Origin of the sequence: Leclercia sp. 1548 (assembly GCF_050435045.1) — a bacterium.
In the GTDB taxonomy this organism is placed as follows: domain Bacteria; phylum Pseudomonadota; class Gammaproteobacteria; order Enterobacterales; family Enterobacteriaceae; genus Enterobacter; species Enterobacter adecarboxylatus.
This window is the reverse complement of the sequence record NZ_JBNDJP010000003.1, coordinates 17666-33739: the sequence shown is the minus strand read 5'-3', so window position 1 is coordinate 33739 and position 16074 is coordinate 17666. Positions and strand designations below refer to the sequence as shown.

Genomic DNA, 16074 nt, shown 5'->3' with positions numbered 1-16074 from the left:
ATCATGCGTCTTGCGAGAGTATCGCCGGGATGGTGTCATCCTTGCGTAACGTCAAAATTTCGCAGCCGTTGTCGGTCACCACAATAGTATGCTCGTACTGGGCAGACAAGCTCCGGTCTTTAGTTTTCACCGTCCAGCCATCTTTCATGGTACGGATGCGGTAATCACCCGAGTTGACCATCGGCTCAATGGTGAAGGTCATGCCCGCCTGCAGCACTACACCGCCGTCATCCGCATCATAGTGCAGAACCTGTGGCTCTTCATGGAAGACACGGCCAATACCGTGACCGCAGTATTCGCGGACCACAGAGAAACCCTGTGCTTCAACAAATTTCTGGATCGCCGCACCGAGAGTACGCAGGCGAATGCCCGGCTTGACCATCTTCAGCGCCAGATAGAGGCTATCCTGCGTCACTTTACACAGACGCTCGCCCAGAATAGTCGGTTTGCCGACGATGAACATTTTGGAGGTGTCGCCGTGGTACTCGTCTTTAATGACGGTCACGTCGATGTTAACGATGTCGCCGTCTTTCAGCAGTTTTTCGTCATCCGGGATGCCGTGACAGACCACTTCATTAATAGAGATACACACGGATTTCGGGAAGCCGTGGTAGCCAAGGCAAGCGGAGACCGCCTGCTGCTCATTCACGATGTAATCATTACAGATGCGATCCAGTTCGCCGGTGCTAACGCCCGGTTTTACGAACGGCTCGATCATTTCCAGCACTTCAGCGGCCAGACGACCGGCGACGCGCATCTTTTCAATTTCTTCAGGTGTCTTAATAGAGATAGCCATGTAATCTGTCCATCAGTGTCGTTTTTTTCGACAATACTAGTCTAAGTGTTGTCAATGGTATCAGTCTGGCGCACATGCTGCCAAATTGAGATTCCCTCACCGCACACACCGCCAACAATTGTTGGTTTCGGGTAGCATTTTGTGGTATAAAGCGCGCCGGACTTCCGATCCATTTCAGATACACAGAATGGACGGGAGCGACAAATCTCACTTTGTGTAACAACACACACGTATCGGCACATATTCCGGGGTGCCCTTTGGGGTCGGTAATATGGGATACGTGGAGGCATAACCCCAACTTTTAAATAGAGGTTTTAAAACATGGCAACTGTTTCCATGCGCGACATGCTCAAGGCTGGTGTTCACTTCGGTCACCAGACCCGTTACTGGAACCCGAAAATGAAGCCTTTCATCTTCGGCGCACGTAACAAAGTTCACATCATCAACCTTGAGAAAACTGTACCAATGTTCAACGAAGCCCTGGCTGAGCTGAACAAGATCTCTTCCCGTAAAGGTAAGATTCTGTTCGTTGGTACTAAGCGCGCTGCAAGCGAAGCTGTGAAAGAAGCTGCTAACAGCTGCGACCAGTTCTTCGTGAACCATCGCTGGCTGGGCGGTATGCTGACCAACTGGAAAACCGTTCGTCAGTCTATCAAGCGCCTGAAAGATCTGGAAACCCAGTCTCAGGACGGTACTTTCGAAAAGCTGACCAAAAAAGAAGCGCTGATGCGCACTCGTGAGCTGGACAAGCTGGAAAACAGCCTGGGCGGTATCAAAGATATGGGCGGCCTGCCAGACGCGCTGTTCGTTATCGATGCTGACCACGAGCACATCGCAATCAAAGAAGCTAACAACCTGGGTATCCCAGTATTCGCAATCGTTGATACCAACTCCGATCCGGACGGTGTTGACTTCGTTATCCCGGGTAACGACGATGCAATCCGTGCTGTTAGCCTGTACCTGAGCGCTGTAGCTGCTACCGTTCGTGAAGGCCGTTCCCAGGATCTGGCTTCTCAGGCGGAAGAAAGCTTCGTAGAAGCTGAATAATAAGGTTCTACCCCTTATTAGTACCGTGTATGAATAGGGGCCAATTATCGGCCCCTTTTTTCAATTTATACTGTTTGGCTTCTGGCCGGGCAGTTCACATCTCCCGAGGATTTAAGAATGGCTGAAATTACCGCATCCCTGGTAAAAGAGCTGCGTGAGCGTACTGGCGCAGGCATGATGGATTGCAAAAAAGCGCTGACTGAAGCGAACGGCGACATCGAGCTGGCAATCGAAAACATGCGTAAATCTGGTGCGATCAAAGCAGCTAAGAAAGCAGGCAACGTTGCTGCTGACGGCGTGATCATCACTAAGATCGACGGCACCTACGGCATCATTCTGGAAGTTAACTGCCAGACTGACTTCGTAGCTAAAGATGGCGGTTTCCAGGCATTTGCTAACAAAGTTCTGGACGCAGCTATTGCTGGCAAAATCACTGACGTTGAAGTTCTGAAAGCACAGTTCGAAGAAGAGCGTGTTGCGCTGGTTGCTAAAATCGGTGAGAACATCAACATCCGTCGCGTGTCTTCCCTGGAAGGCGACGTTCTGGGTTCATACCAGCACGGTGCGCGTATCGGTGTTCTGGTGGCGGCTAAAGGCGCTGACGAAGAGCTGGTTAAGCAGCTGGCAATGCACATCGCTGCAAGCAAGCCAGAATTCGTTAAGCCAGAAGACGTGTCTGCTGAAGTTGTAGAAAAAGAGTACCAGGTTCAGCTGGACATCGCCATGCAGTCTGGCAAGCCAAAAGAAATCGCAGAGAAAATGGTTGAAGGCCGCATGAAGAAATTCACCGGCGAAGTTTCTCTGACTGGCCAGCCTTTCGTAATGGATCCAAGCAAGTCTGTTGCTCAGCTGCTGAAAGAGCACAACGCTGACGTAACTGGCTTCATCCGCTTCGAAGTGGGCGAAGGCATCGAGAAAGTTGAGACTGACTTCGCAGCAGAAGTTGCTGCAATGTCTAAACAGTCTTAATCAGCGAAAAGAAGCCGCCTGAGGGCGGCTTCTTTTTGTGTACGTTACGTGTAAATCAGCCAAGTGCCTATAGTCTCTGTGCTGAGATGCGATATATCATGTCGCCAGAATTAACCCCCCATCTTAATCGTTGACAGTCCCAGGAAAGAAATATGGCTACCAATGCAAAACCCGTTTACAAACGCATTCTGCTTAAGCTGAGCGGCGAAGCGCTGCAAGGGTCGGAAGGCTTCGGTATTGACGCAAGCATCCTTGACCGCATGGCGCAGGAAATCAAAGAACTGGTTGAACTGGGCATCCAGGTTGGCGTAGTCATTGGCGGTGGTAACCTTTTCCGTGGCGCGGGTCTGGCAAAAGCAGGCATGAATCGCGTGGTGGGCGACCACATGGGTATGCTGGCAACGGTCATGAATGGCCTGGCTATGCGTGATGCACTGCATCGTGCCTATGTGAATGCGCGCCTGATGTCCGCTATTCCACTGAATGGCGTCTGTGATAACTACAGCTGGGCCGAAGCTATCAGCCTGCTGCGCAACAACCGTGTGGTGATCCTCTCTGCCGGTACGGGTAACCCATTCTTTACTACCGATTCCGCGGCCTGCCTGCGCGGTATCGAGATCGAAGCCGACGTGGTACTGAAAGCGACCAAAGTGGACGGCGTGTTTACTGCCGATCCGGCAAAAGATCCTGCTGCCACCATGTACGATCAGCTGACCTACAGCGAAGTACTGGATAAAGAGCTGAAAGTGATGGATCTTGCCGCCTTTACGCTGGCTCGCGACCACAAACTGCCGATTCGTGTCTTCAACATGAATAAGCCTGGTGCGCTGCGTCGCGTGGTGATGGGCGAAAAAGAAGGCACTTTAATCACGGAATAATTTCCGTCGACGATAAATACAGGTAAGATTCCGCTTTATTTTGTAGTGATATCTTACCTGGACGCGCCTTTGGCGTTGTCATGAATTAAACGCGACTATACTTAGCACACCTGTAGCGTAGTGCTGGTGGATAGTCTGCCTGAGACAAGTTTCCAAGGATTCGTAACGTGATTAACGACATCAGAAAAGATGCTGAAGTACGCATGGACAAATGCGTTGAAGCGTTCAAAACCCAAATCAGCAAAATTCGTACTGGCCGTGCTTCTCCAAGCCTGCTGGATGGTATCGTCGTGGAATACTACGGTACGCCAACGCCGCTGCGTCAGCTGGCGCAGGTTACGGTAGAAGATACCCGTACGCTGAAAATTAACGTCTTTGATCGTTCAATGGGCCCGGCTGTTGAGAAAGCCATCATGGCATCCGATCTGGGTCTGAACCCAAGCTCTGCAGGCACGGATATCCGTGTTCCACTGCCAGCGCTGACCGAAGAGCGTCGTAAAGATCTGATCAAAGTGGTACGTGGTGAAGCAGAGCAGGGCCGTGTTGCCGTGCGTAACGTACGCCGTGACGCGAACGACAAAGTGAAAGCACTGCTGAAAGACAAAGAGATCAGCGAAGATGACGATCGCCGCTCTCAGGACGACGTACAGAAACTGACCGATGCAGCCATCAAGAAGCTTGATGCGGCGCTGGCAGAAAAAGAAGCGGAACTGATGCAGTTCTGATTTCTGACGTAATCTGATAAAACGCCGTACAGAAGGCCCGATGGGCTTTGCTGGCGGCGTTTTGCTTTGCTGGTTTCACTACTTCTGGACAATTCATGAAGCAATTAACACTCCTCGGCTCAACCGGTTCGATTGGTTGCAGCACGCTCGACGTCGTTCGCCACAACCCTGAACACTACACCGTGACCGCGCTTGTCGCTGGAAAAAACGTTCAGCGGATGGTCGAGCAGTGTCTTGAGTTTTCGCCACGCTATGCGGTTATGGACGACGAGGAGAGTGCTCGCCAGGTAAAAGCGCTGCTGGCCGAAAATGGCAGTCGGACCGAAGTATTAAGCGGTCAACAGGCTGCCTGCGACATGGCGGCCCTGGATGAAGTAGACCAGGTGATGGCAGCGATTGTGGGAGCTGCGGGCCTGCTGCCGACGCTGGCGGCGATCGATGCCGGGAAAACGGTGTTGCTGGCCAATAAAGAGTCGCTGGTGACCTGCGGACGCCTGTTTATGGAGGCGGTAAAGCAACGCGGTGCGCGTCTTTTGCCGGTAGATAGCGAACATAACGCTATTTTTCAGAGTTTACCGCAACCGTTTCAGCAAAACCTGGGGTACGCTGATCTCGAGCAGAATGGCGTCTCTTCTATCCTGCTTACCGGGTCTGGTGGCCCGTTCCGTGATACGCCGTTGTCTGACCTGGTCTCAATGACCCCGGATCAGGCCTGCCGTCATCCGAACTGGTCGATGGGGCGTAAAATCTCGGTCGACTCTGCCACCATGATGAATAAAGGTCTGGAATACATTGAAGCCCGCTGGTTGTTTAACGCCTCGGCAGCGCAGATGGAAGTGTTGATTCACCCGCAGTCCGTGATCCACTCCATGGTCCGTTATCGGGATGGCAGCGTGGTGGCGCAGTTAGGCGAGCCAGATATGCGTACGCCTATCGCCCATACGATGGCGTGGCCAAACCGCGTCGTCTCCGGCGTGAAGCCGCTCGACTTTTGCAAATTAAGTGCGCTGACGTTCAGCGCGCCGGATTATCAGCGCTATCCATGCCTGAAACTGGCAATGGAAGCCTTCGAGCAGGGGCAAGCAGCGACAACTGCCCTTAATGCGGCGAATGAAATTGCTGTCGCCGCCTTCCTCGAACAACGGATCCGCTTTACGGATATCGCTGCGCTGAACCTGTCTGTTCTTGAGGCAATGGATTTACGCGAGCCGCAAAGTGTGGATGATGTGCTGACCGTCGATGCGAAAGCCAGACTCACGGCGCAAAAAGCGGTGACGCACCTCGCAAGCTGGTGATAATCCAGCCTCGGGTGGTCATGCTATTTGTTAGCGTTGTGCTTCAGTGATATAGTCTGCGCCACCTGATTGCGGGTAGTTGACGTTACGTGGTCAGGTAAGCCGTGGTATGACACGGCTTTTTTACGTAAAGGCTTCAGTATTCCTGAGTACCGTTAAATCCTTTCAGGGACCAAAAACGCGTTATGTTGTCTGCGAATCAACCAATAAGCGAGAACTTGCCAGCACATGGCTGTCGTCATGTTGCGATCATCATGGATGGCAATGGCCGCTGGGCGAAAAGACAAGGGAAGATCCGAGCCTTTGGGCATAAAGCTGGGGCGAAATCTGTGCGCCGCGCCGTTTCTTTTGCCGCTAATAACGGCATTGATGCGTTAACGCTCTATGCTTTCAGCAGTGAAAACTGGAATCGACCTGCGCAGGAAGTTAGTGCGTTGATGGAATTGTTTGTGTGGGCGCTCGACAGCGAAGTAAAAAGCCTGCACCGCCACAACGTTCGTCTGCGTATTATCGGGGATACCAGTCGTTTTAACTCACGTCTGCAGGAACGTATTCGTAAAGCGGAAGCGTTGACCGGGAAAAACACCGGCTTAACGCTCAATATCGCGGCGAATTATGGCGGACGTTGGGATATTGTCCAGGGTGTACGGCATTTGGCTGAACAGGTTCAGGAAGGGCTATTACAGCCGGACCAGATTGATGAAGAGGCGCTGAGTCAGCAAATCTGCATGAGTGAACTGACACCCGTGGATTTAGTAATTAGGACAGGGGGAGAACATCGCATCAGTAACTTTTTGCTGTGGCAGATTGCCTACGCCGAACTTTACTTTACAGATGTTCTTTGGCCCGATTTTGATGAACAAGACTTTGAAGGTGCGCTGCATGCCTTTGCCAATCGAGAGCGTCGCTTTGGTGGTACCGAGCCTGGTGGCGACAACGCCTGATGGGGGTAGCTTTTGCTGAAGTATCGCCTGATTTCTGCGTTTGTTTTAATACCTGTTGTCATCGCGGCGCTGTTTTTACTGCCACCGGTGGGCTTCGCTATTGTCACTCTGGTCGTTTGCATGCTGGCGGCGTGGGAATGGGGTCAGCTTAGCGGCTTTACTTCGCGTTCCCAGCGGGTATGGCTGGCGGTGTTGTGCGGCCTGATGCTGGCGCTGATGCTCTTTATGCTGCCAGAGTACCATCACAATATTCATCAGCCGATCATAGCAGGTTCGCTCTGGCTTTCGCTGGGATGGTGGCTTGCAGCCCTGCTGCTGGTACTCTTTTATCCCGGCTCTGCTTCGCTATGGCGCAATTCTAAACTACTGCGTCTCTGCTTTGGGCTGTTCACCATCGTTCCTTTCTTCTGGGGAATGCTTGCCCTCCGTACCTGGCACTACGACGACAACCCTTACAGCGGCGCGTTATGGCTGCTTTATGTCATGATTCTCGTCTGGGGGGCTGACTCTGGCGCCTATATGTTTGGTAAACTGTTTGGCAAACATAAACTGGCGCCAAAGGTCTCTCCGGGTAAAACCTGGCAAGGCTTTATCGGCGGGTTATTTACGGCGGCGATTATCTCATGGGGTTATGGCGTGTGGGCCAACCTTGAGGTGGCACCGGCAACCCTACTGGTCTGTTCTATCGTCGCAGCGCTGGCTTCCGTGCTGGGTGATTTGACCGAAAGTATGTTTAAGCGTGAAGCAGGGATCAAAGACAGTGGCAATCTTATTCCAGGGCACGGTGGTATCCTGGATCGTATAGACAGCCTGACGGCGGCGGTTCCCGTGTTTGCCTGCCTGTTTTTGCTGGTATTTGGGACGATTTAACGGAAGGTTTTATGCTTAGCATTCTCTGGAATCTGGCGGCGTTCATTGTTGCACTGGGTGTGCTTATCACGGTGCATGAATTTGGCCATTTCTGGGTTGCTCGGCGCTGTGGCGTACGTGTAGAGCGCTTTTCAATTGGTTTTGGGAAAGCGCTCTGGCGTCGTAACGACCGCCACGGCACAGAATTTGTTATTGCCCTTATCCCGCTCGGCGGCTACGTCAAAATGTTGGATGAGCGCGTAGAGCCAGTGGCGCCTGAAGTGCGCCACTACGCGTTCAATAACAAAACCGTCGGCCAGCGCGCCGCCATCATTGCTGCTGGTCCGGTGGCAAACTTCATTTTCGCTATCTTTGCTTACTGGCTGGTGTTTATCATCGGTGTCCCTGGCGTTCGTCCGGTTGTTGGTGAAATAACACCCAACTCCATCGCGGCAAGCGCGCAAATTAACCCAGGGATGGAACTTAAAGCGATTGATGGTATCGAAACCCCTGATTGGGATTCCGTGCGGTTACAACTGGTTGCCAAAATTGGCGATGAGCAGACCACCGTCAGCGTGTCACCTTTCGGTTCCAGTACGCGTCAGGATAAAATCCTGAATTTACGCAACTGGACCTTTGAGCCAGATAAAGAAGATCCTGTAGCGGCTTTAGGCATTCGCCCACGCAGCGCACAGATTGAACCGGTGCTGGCAGAAGTGCAGTCTGACTCCGCAGCGCGTAAAGCAGGTTTGCAAGCGGGCGATAGGATCGTTAAAGTCGATGGTCAACCTTTAACGCAGTGGATGACCTTTGTTACTCTGGTGCGTGATAATCCAGGTACGCCGCTGGCGCTGGAGATAGAAAGGCAGGGCAGCCCGCTCTCCTTAACGCTTATCCCGGATACGAAACCGGGTGGCGGAAAGGCTGAAGGTTTTGCAGGCGTGGTGCCAAAAGTCATCCCGCTGCCTGATGAGTACAAGACAATACGCCAGTATGGGCCGTTCAGCGCCATTCTTGAAGCCACGGATAAAACATGGCAACTGATGAAGCTGACCGTGCAGATGCTGGGGAAATTGATTACCGGTGACGTAAAACTGAACAACCTCAGTGGGCCGATTTCGATCGCTCAGGGGGCTGGGATGTCAGCAGAGTTCGGGGTGATTTACTATCTCATGTTCCTTGCGCTCATTAGCGTGAACCTCGGGATAATAAATCTGTTCCCACTGCCTGTTTTAGACGGGGGTCATCTGCTGTTTTTAGCGATCGAGAAGCTAAAAGGCGGGCCGGTATCCGAGCGAGTTCAAGACTTTAGTTATCGCATTGGTTCGATTTTACTGGTGCTGTTAATGGGGCTTGCACTTTTCAATGATTTCTCTCGGTTGTAAGAGAGTGTTAGGAAGAACGCATAATAACGATGGCGATGAAAAAGTTGCTCATAGCGTCGCTGCTGTTTAGCAGCGCGACCGTATACGGTGCTGACGGGTTCGTAGTGAAAGATATTCATTTCGAAGGCCTTCAGCGTGTCGCCGTTGGTGCGGCCCTCCTCAGTATGCCAGTGCGCCCAGGCGACACGGTTAATGATGAAGACATTAGTAATACCATTCGCGCCCTGTTTGCCACTGGCAACTTCGAGGACGTTCGCGTTCTGCGCGATGGTGATACGCTGCTGGTGCAGGTAAAAGAGCGTCCAACTATTGCCAGCATCACTTTCTCCGGCAACAAGTCGGTGAAAGACGACATGCTCAAGCAAAACCTTGAGGCCTCTGGCGTCCGTGTCGGCGAATCTCTGGATCGTACTACCCTGTCTGACATTGAGAAAGGGCTGGAAGATTTCTATTACAGCGTCGGTAAATACAGCGCGAGCGTAAAAGCCGTTGTCACCCCACTGCCGCGTAACCGTGTTGACCTTAAACTGGTGTTCCAGGAAGGCGTCTCCGCGAAGATCCAGCAGATTAACATCGTCGGTAACCATGCTTTCACCACCGATGAGCTGATCTCAACCTTCCAGCTGCGTGACGAAGTGCCGTGGTGGAACGTAGTGGGCGACCGTAAATACCAGAAACAGAAACTGGCGGGCGATCTCGAGACCCTGCGCAGCTACTATCTGGATCGCGGCTATGCGCGCTTCAACATCGATTCGACTCAGGTCAGTCTGACTCCTGACAAGAAAGGTATCTACATCACGGTTAACATTACCGAAGGCGATCAGTACAAGCTTTCTGGTGTTGAAGTGAGTGGCAACCTGGCAGGGCACTCTGCTGAAATCGAGAGTCTGACCAAGCTTCAGCCGGGCGAGCTGTATAGCGGTGCGAAAGTGACCAAAATGGAAGACGGCATTAAAAAGCTGCTCGGCCGTTATGGTTATGCTTATCCACGTGTACAAACTCAGCCTGAAATCAACGATACGGATAAAACCGTTAAGCTCCACGTTAACGTTGATGCGGGTAACCGTTTCTACGTACGTAAGATCCGTTTTGAAGGCAACGACACCTCTAAAGACTCCGTACTGCGCCGCGAAATGCGCCAGATGGAAGGGGCGTGGTTGGGCAGCGATCTGGTTGACCAGGGTAAAGAGCGTCTGAACCGTCTGGGCTATTTCGAAACGGTTGATACGGACACCCAGCGTGTACCAGGCAGACCGGATCAGGTTGACGTGGTCTATAAGGTCAAAGAGCGTAACACCGGTAGCTTTAACTTTGGTGTCGGTTACGGTACAGAAAGTGGCGTCAGCTTCCAGGTGGGCGTGCAGCAGGATAACTGGTTAGGTACTGGCTATTCTGTAGGTATCAACGGTACCAAAAACGACTACCAGACTTACTCTGAGCTCTCTGTTACTAACCCTTACTTCACCGTTGATGGTGTGAGTCTGGGCGGTCGTATTTTCTATAACGACTTTAAAGCGGATGATGCAGACCTGTCCTCGTATACCAACAAGAGCTACGGCGTTGATGGTACGCTCGGTTTCCCAATTAACGAATACAACACCCTGCGTGCTGGTTTAGGTTACGTGCATAACGACCTGTCCAACATGCAACCGCAGGTGGCCATGTGGCGTTATCTGGACTCTATTGGACAATCTGCAAGCACCTCCAATGATGATAACGGCTTTGCCGCAGATGACTTCACCTTCAACTATGGCTGGACGTATAACCGCCTCGACCGTGGTTTCTTCCCGACCGAAGGCTCACGCGTCAACCTGAACGGTAAAGTTACGGTCCCGGGCTCTGACAATGAGTTTTATAAAGTTACTCTCGATACCGCGTCATACTTCCCAATCGACGAAGATCACAAATGGGTGGTTCTGGGTCGTACGCGCTGGGGTTACGGCGACGGCTTAGGTGGCAAAGAACTGCCATTCTACGAGAACTTCTATGCAGGTGGTTCAAGCACCGTACGTGGCTTCCAGTCCAATAACATTGGTCCGAAAGCAGCCTATTACGGCGGTAATGACGAAGATAACTGCAATAAGTCTTCATCAAGCGAAGTATGTAGCTCTGATGACGCAGTAGGCGGTAACGCAATGGGTGTTGCAAGCCTGGAGTTTATTACCCCTACGCCGTTTATCAGCGATAAGTATGCCAATTCCGTACGTACGTCCTTCTTCCTGGACGCGGGTACCGTATGGGATACTAACTGGGAAAATACCAGTGCGACCCGGGCTGCCGGTATTCCAGACTACAGCGATCCGAGCAATATTCGTATGTCTGCGGGTCTCGCACTACAATGGATGTCACCGCTGGGGCCGTTGGTCTTCTCTTACGCCCAGCCGTTTAAGAAATACGAAGGAGACAAAGCGGAACAGTTCCAGTTTAACATTGGTAAAACCTGGTAATTGTCCGTTGCAAAGGAATGCGTTGGCAGTGTAGCGCTGACAACTGGCGATCGCAGGATCGCCTTGCCACGCAAAGAACGGTACCTTCGGGTACCAATGGGATGGTAAGGAGTTAATTGTGAAAAAGTGGTTATTAGCTGCAGGTCTCGGTTTAGCGATGGCAACTTCTGCTCAGGCTGCAGACAAAATTGCAATCGTCAATATGGGTAACTTGTTCCAGCAGGTTGCGCAGAAAACGGGTGTTTCTGCCACGCTGGAGAACGAGTTCAAAGGCCGTGCAAGCGAACTGCAAGGTATGGAAAAAGATCTGCAATCCAAAATGCAGCGTCTGCAGCGCGATGGTTCTACCATGAAAGCGAGCGAGCGCAGCAAACTGGAAAAAGACGTAATGGCTCAGCGTCAGACTTTCTCTCAGAAAGCGCAAGCTTTTGAGCAGGATCGTCAACGTCGTTCTAACGAAGAACGTGGCAAGCTGGTTACCCGTATCCAGTCCGCCGTGAAAGCTGTTGCCGCCGATCAGAACATCGATCTGGTTGTTGATGGCAACGCTGTTGCATTCAACAGCAGCGATGTTAAAGACATCACCGCTGATGTCCTGAAACAGGTTAAATAAGTAATGCCTTCAATTCGACTCGCTGATTTAGCTCAGCAGTTGGATGCAGAATTACACGGTGATGGCGATATCGTCATCACCGCTGTTGCGTCCATGCAGTCTGCTAAAGCAGGCACTATCACCTTCATGGTAAGCCCGAAGTACCGTGAACATCTGGCTCTTTGCCAGGCGTCTGCTGTCGTACTGACGCAGGACGATTTGCCGTTTGCCAAAGGTGCAGCGCTGGTAGTGAAGAATCCCTACCTGACATACGCCCGTATGGCACAAATTCTGGATACCACGCCGCAGCCGGCACAGAACATCGCACCCGGTGCGGTGATTGATCCGACGGCGCAGCTGGGTAATAACGTATCAATTGGTGCAAATGCGGTTATCGAATCAGACGTCGTGCTGGGCGATAACGTTGTCATTGGTGCCGGTTGCTTCGTAGGTAAAAAAACAAAAATTGGTGCAGGTTCTCGCCTGTGGGCCAATGTCTCCGTTTATCATGAGATCGAAATTGGTGAACAATGCCTGATCCATTCCAGCACCGTTATTGGCGCAGATGGTTTCGGTTATGCCAACGATCGTGGTAATTGGGTCAAGATCCCGCAGCTGGGACGGGTGATCATCGGCGATCGTGTCGAAATCGGCGCATGCACTACCATTGACCGTGGCGCGCTTGATGACACGATAATCGGTAATGGTGTTATCATCGATAACCAGTGCCAGATTGCACATAACGTTGTGATTGGCGACAATACGGCGGTTGCCGGTGGCGTTATTATGGCGGGCAGCCTGAAGATCGGCCGTTACTGTATGATTGGCGGTGCCAGCGTCATTAACGGGCATATGGAAATATGCGATAAAGTCACGGTTACAGGGATGGGCATGGTTATGCGTCCTATCACTGAACCGGGCGTTTACTCCTCAGGTATTCCGTTGCAGCCTAACAAGGTGTGGCGTAAAACTGCTGCCCTGGTGATGAATATTGATGATATGAGTAAGCGCCTCAAGGCCATTGAGCGCAAAATCGATCAACAAGACTAAGCGTTCACCCGTTAAACGCATACTTCCCGGCCTGTCGGCTTTCTTATAAACCGGCAGGCCGTGTTATTATTGCCATTCAGATATTTTGACAGGAAGAGTATTTTGACTACTGACACTCATACTCTGCATATTGAAGAGATTTTAGAACTTCTGCCGCACCGCTACCCGTTTTTGCTGGTAGACCGTGTGCTGGATTTTGAAGAAGGTCGTTTTCTGCGCGCAGTGAAAAATGTTTCTGTAAACGAGCCATTCTTCCAGGGGCATTTCCCTGGGAAGCCTATCTTCCCGGGCGTATTGATCCTGGAAGCGATGGCTCAGGCTACCGGTATTCTGGCGTTTAAAAGCGTTGGTAAACTGGAGCCGGGTGAGCTGTATTACTTCGCAGGTATCGACGAAGCGCGCTTTAAGCGCCCGGTTGTACCTGGTGATCAGATGATCATGGAAGTGACTTTTGAAAAAACGCGTCGCGGCCTGACTCGCTTCAAAGGCGTAGCTCTGGTTGACGGCAAAGTTGTTTGCGAAGCTACCATGATGTGTGCGCGTAGCCGGGAGGCCTGATACGTGATTGATAAAACCGCCTTTATTCATCCAACCGCCATTGTGGAAGAAGGCGCCGTTATCGGTGCTAACGTTCACATTGGTCCATTTTGTATTGTTGGACCCCATGTTGAAATTGGTGAGGGTACCGTACTGAAATCTCACGTTGTGGTGAATGGTCATACGACCATTGGCCGCGATAACGTGATCTATCAGTTCGCCTCCATCGGTGAAGTTAACCAGGATCTGAAATATGCTGGCGAACCGACCCGTGTGGAAATTGGCGATCGTAACCGCATTCGCGAAAGCGTAACCATTCATCGTGGCACAGTACAGGGTGGTGAATTGACGAAGGTGGGCAGCGATAACCTGTTTATGGTCAACGCGCACATCGCGCATGACTGTACCGTTGGTAACCGCTGTATTCTCGCCAACAACGCAACGCTGGCGGGACACGTATCAGTTGACGATCATGCCATCATTGGCGGCATGACCGCTGTCCATCAGTTCTGCATCATTGGTGCGCACGTGATGGTAGGCGGCTGCTCCGGCGTGGCGCAGGACGTCCCGCCGTATGTGATTGCGCAGGGTAACCATGCGACGCCGTTTGGTGTCAACATCGAAGGCCTCAAGCGCCGCGGCTTCAGCCGTGAAGCGATTATGGCTATCCGTAACGCCTATAAACAGCTGTACCGTAACGGTAAAACGCTGGAAGAGGCGAAGCCGGAAATCGCTGAACTGGCGAAACAGCACCCTGAGGTGAACGCGTTCGTGGAATTCTTCGCACGCTCAACCCGTGGTCTGATTCGTTAATGGTTGATAGTCGCCCGCTGACGATCGCCCTTGTCGCCGGAGAAACCTCCGGCGATATTCTTGGTGCTGGTCTTATTCGAGCGCTCAAAGCGCGCGTTCCCAATGCGCGCTTTGTCGGCGTTGCCGGTCCATTGATGCAGGCTGAAGGATGTGAAGCCTGGTACGAGATGGAAGAGCTGGCGGTGATGGGCATCGTTGAGGTGCTGGGGCGCTTGCGCCGTTTGCTGCACATCCGCGCCGATTTAACACGCCGTTTTACCGAACTTCAGCCCGATGTTTTCGTCGGCATTGATGCGCCTGATTTCAATATTACCCTCGAAGGGAATCTGAAAAAGCAGGGGATCAAAACCATTCATTACGTCAGTCCGTCCGTCTGGGCGTGGCGACAGAAACGCGTTTTCAAAATAGGCAGATCGACGAATCTGGTGTTGGCCTTCCTGCCTTTCGAAAAAGCGTTTTACGATAAATTCAACGTGCCGTGCCGCTTTATCGGTCACACAATGGCTGATGCCATGCCGCTGGACCCCGATAAAAATGCGGCGCGCGACGTGCTTGGTATTCCGCATGACGTGCACTGTCTGGCCCTGCTGCCGGGTAGTCGTGGGGCAGAAGTGGAAATGCTCAGCGCAGATTTCCTTAAAACGGCGCAGATCCTGCGTCAGACCTACCCCGATCTCGAAGTGGTCGTGCCGCTGGTAAATGCCAAACGCCGGGAGCAGTTCGAGCGCATTAAGGCCGAGGTCGCCCCGGATCTGCATGTTCATCTGTTAGATGGCAAGGGCCGTGAGGCGATGGTGGCCAGCGATGCCGCGCTGCTGGCATCCGGCACTGCCGCGCTGGAGTGTATGCTGGCGAAATGCCCGATGGTGGTAGGCTATCGTATGAAGCCGTTCACCTTTTGGTTGGCGAAACGTCTCGTGAAAACCGATTACGTCTCCCTGCCAAACCTGCTTGCCCGACGCGAGCTGGTGAAAGAGTTGCTGCAGGATGAGTGCCAGCCACAGGCGTTAGCCGCTGCGCTATTACCGCTGCTGGCCAACGGCAAAACCAGCCATGAAATGCATGACACCTTCCGGGAGCTGCATCAGCAGATCCGCTGTAATGCCGATGAGCAGGCGGCTGACGCGGTGCTGGAGTTAGCACAATGATGGAATTTGTTTACCCTCACACCCATCTGGTGGCGGGTGTGGATGAAGTGGGTCGTGGGCCGCTGGTGGGGGCCGTTGTCACTGCCGCGGTGATCCTCGATCCTGCTCGTCCGATTATCGGGCTGAATGACTCGAAGAAATTATCCGAAAAGCGCCGTCTGGCGTTATACAATGAAATTAAAGAAAAAGCGCTGGCCTGGAGTCTGGGGCGTGCGGAGCCGCATGAGATCGACGAACTGAACATCCTGCATGCCACAATGTTGGCGATGCAGCGTGCGGTAGCCGGGCTGAGCGTGGTGCCCGAATTTGTGCTGATCGACGGGAATCGTTGTCCGGCGCTACCCATGCCGTCACTGGCGGTCGTTAAAGGCGACAGCCGGGTAGCCGAAATCAGCGCCGCCTCGATTATTGCCAAAGTCACCCGCGATGCCGAAATGGCTGCGCTGGATCTCACTTTTCCCCAGTATGGCTTTGCCCAGCATAAGGGGTATCCTACCGCTTTCCATCTGGAAAGACTGGCTGAACACGGCGCAACTGAACATCATCGCCGCAGTTTTGGGCCGGTGAAACGCGCACTGGGACTGATGTCCTGAATCAAG

16 protein-coding genes are annotated in these 16074 nt (G+C 52.4%); 15 read left to right on the top strand and 1 reads right to left on the bottom strand.

Features of this window, described 5'->3' with window-relative positions; all coding sequences use genetic code 11:
- Position 1: 1 nt before the first annotated feature.
- The gene (gene map, locus ABIE02_RS09750; protein ID WP_032616609.1) at positions 2–796 is read right to left on the bottom strand and encodes a type I methionyl aminopeptidase; all 795 of its coding nucleotides are present in this window, start codon (positions 794–796) and stop codon (positions 2–4) included.
- A gap of 321 nt (positions 797–1117) precedes the next feature.
- Here map and rpsB point away from each other — a divergent pair, with 321 nt between their 5' ends.
- The 15 genes from rpsB (at position 1118) to rnhB (ending at position 16068) form a co-directional block, all read left to right on the top strand.
- Positions 1118–1843, top strand: coding sequence for a 30S ribosomal protein S2 (gene rpsB / locus ABIE02_RS09745; protein ID WP_032616611.1), 726 nt, complete (start codon positions 1118–1120; stop codon positions 1841–1843).
- Between the two features lie 117 nt (positions 1844–1960).
- Positions 1961–2812 (top strand): translation elongation factor Ts, encoded by an 852-nt coding sequence (tsf, locus tag ABIE02_RS09740; protein WP_032616612.1) that lies wholly within the window; start codon positions 1961–1963, stop codon positions 2810–2812.
- A 152-nt stretch (positions 2813–2964) separates the two neighbouring features.
- On the top strand, positions 2965–3690 hold the full coding sequence (gene pyrH, locus ABIE02_RS09735) for a UMP kinase (RefSeq protein ID WP_032616613.1): 726 nt from the start codon (positions 2965–2967) through the stop codon (positions 3688–3690).
- A 167-nt stretch (positions 3691–3857) separates the two neighbouring features.
- Positions 3858–4415, top strand: coding sequence for a ribosome recycling factor (frr, locus tag ABIE02_RS09730; RefSeq protein WP_032616614.1), 558 nt, complete (start codon positions 3858–3860; stop codon positions 4413–4415).
- A 95-nt stretch (positions 4416–4510) separates the two neighbouring features.
- Entirely contained in the window at positions 4511–5710 is a 1200-nt protein-coding gene (gene ispC / locus ABIE02_RS09725) for a 1-deoxy-D-xylulose-5-phosphate reductoisomerase (RefSeq protein ID WP_032616615.1), read from the top strand.
- 185 nt (positions 5711–5895) lie between these two features.
- Positions 5896–6654, top strand: a complete 759-nt coding sequence (ispU, locus tag ABIE02_RS09720; RefSeq protein ID WP_032616616.1) for a (2E,6E)-farnesyl-diphosphate-specific ditrans,polycis-undecaprenyl-diphosphate synthase — start codon at positions 5896–5898, stop codon at positions 6652–6654.
- Positions 6655–6666: 12 nt separating this feature from the next.
- On the top strand, positions 6667–7524 hold the full coding sequence (cdsA, locus tag ABIE02_RS09715) for a phosphatidate cytidylyltransferase (protein ID WP_032616617.1): 858 nt from the start codon (positions 6667–6669) through the stop codon (positions 7522–7524).
- 11 nt (positions 7525–7535) lie between these two features.
- On the top strand, positions 7536–8888 hold the full coding sequence (gene rseP / locus ABIE02_RS09710; RefSeq protein WP_032616618.1) for a sigma E protease regulator RseP: 1353 nt from the start codon (positions 7536–7538) through the stop codon (positions 8886–8888).
- Between the two features lie 29 nt (positions 8889–8917).
- Positions 8918–11335, top strand: coding sequence for an outer membrane protein assembly factor BamA (bamA, locus tag ABIE02_RS09705; protein ID WP_032616619.1), 2418 nt, complete (start codon positions 8918–8920; stop codon positions 11333–11335).
- A 118-nt stretch (positions 11336–11453) separates the two neighbouring features.
- Positions 11454–11948 carry a molecular chaperone Skp gene (gene skp / locus ABIE02_RS09700; RefSeq protein WP_032616621.1) on the top strand — a complete coding sequence of 165 codons (495 nt, stop codon included), beginning with the start codon at positions 11454–11456 and terminating at the stop codon, positions 11946–11948.
- A gap of 3 nt (positions 11949–11951) precedes the next feature.
- Positions 11952–12977, top strand: a complete 1026-nt coding sequence (gene lpxD / locus ABIE02_RS09695; RefSeq protein ID WP_032616623.1) for a UDP-3-O-(3-hydroxymyristoyl)glucosamine N-acyltransferase — start codon at positions 11952–11954, stop codon at positions 12975–12977.
- Positions 12978–13079: 102 nt separating this feature from the next.
- Positions 13080–13535: a 3-hydroxyacyl-ACP dehydratase FabZ gene (gene fabZ, locus ABIE02_RS09690; protein ID WP_007373234.1), complete on the top strand. Its 456-nt coding sequence runs from the start codon at positions 13080–13082 to the stop codon at positions 13533–13535.
- A gap of 3 nt (positions 13536–13538) precedes the next feature.
- Positions 13539–14327: an acyl-ACP--UDP-N-acetylglucosamine O-acyltransferase gene (gene lpxA, locus ABIE02_RS09685; protein ID WP_032616625.1), complete on the top strand. Its 789-nt coding sequence runs from the start codon at positions 13539–13541 to the stop codon at positions 14325–14327.
- Positions 14327–15475, top strand: coding sequence for a lipid-A-disaccharide synthase (gene lpxB / locus ABIE02_RS09680; RefSeq protein ID WP_032616626.1), 1149 nt, complete (start codon positions 14327–14329; stop codon positions 15473–15475). The genes lpxA and lpxB overlap by 1 nt, the downstream gene beginning before the upstream one ends.
- Complete coding sequence (rnhB, locus tag ABIE02_RS09675) at positions 15472–16068, top strand: ribonuclease HII (RefSeq protein ID WP_262659824.1); 597 nt, start codon at positions 15472–15474, stop codon at positions 16066–16068. The genes lpxB and rnhB overlap by 4 nt, the downstream gene beginning before the upstream one ends.
- The last annotated feature ends 6 nt before the right edge of the window (positions 16069–16074 follow it).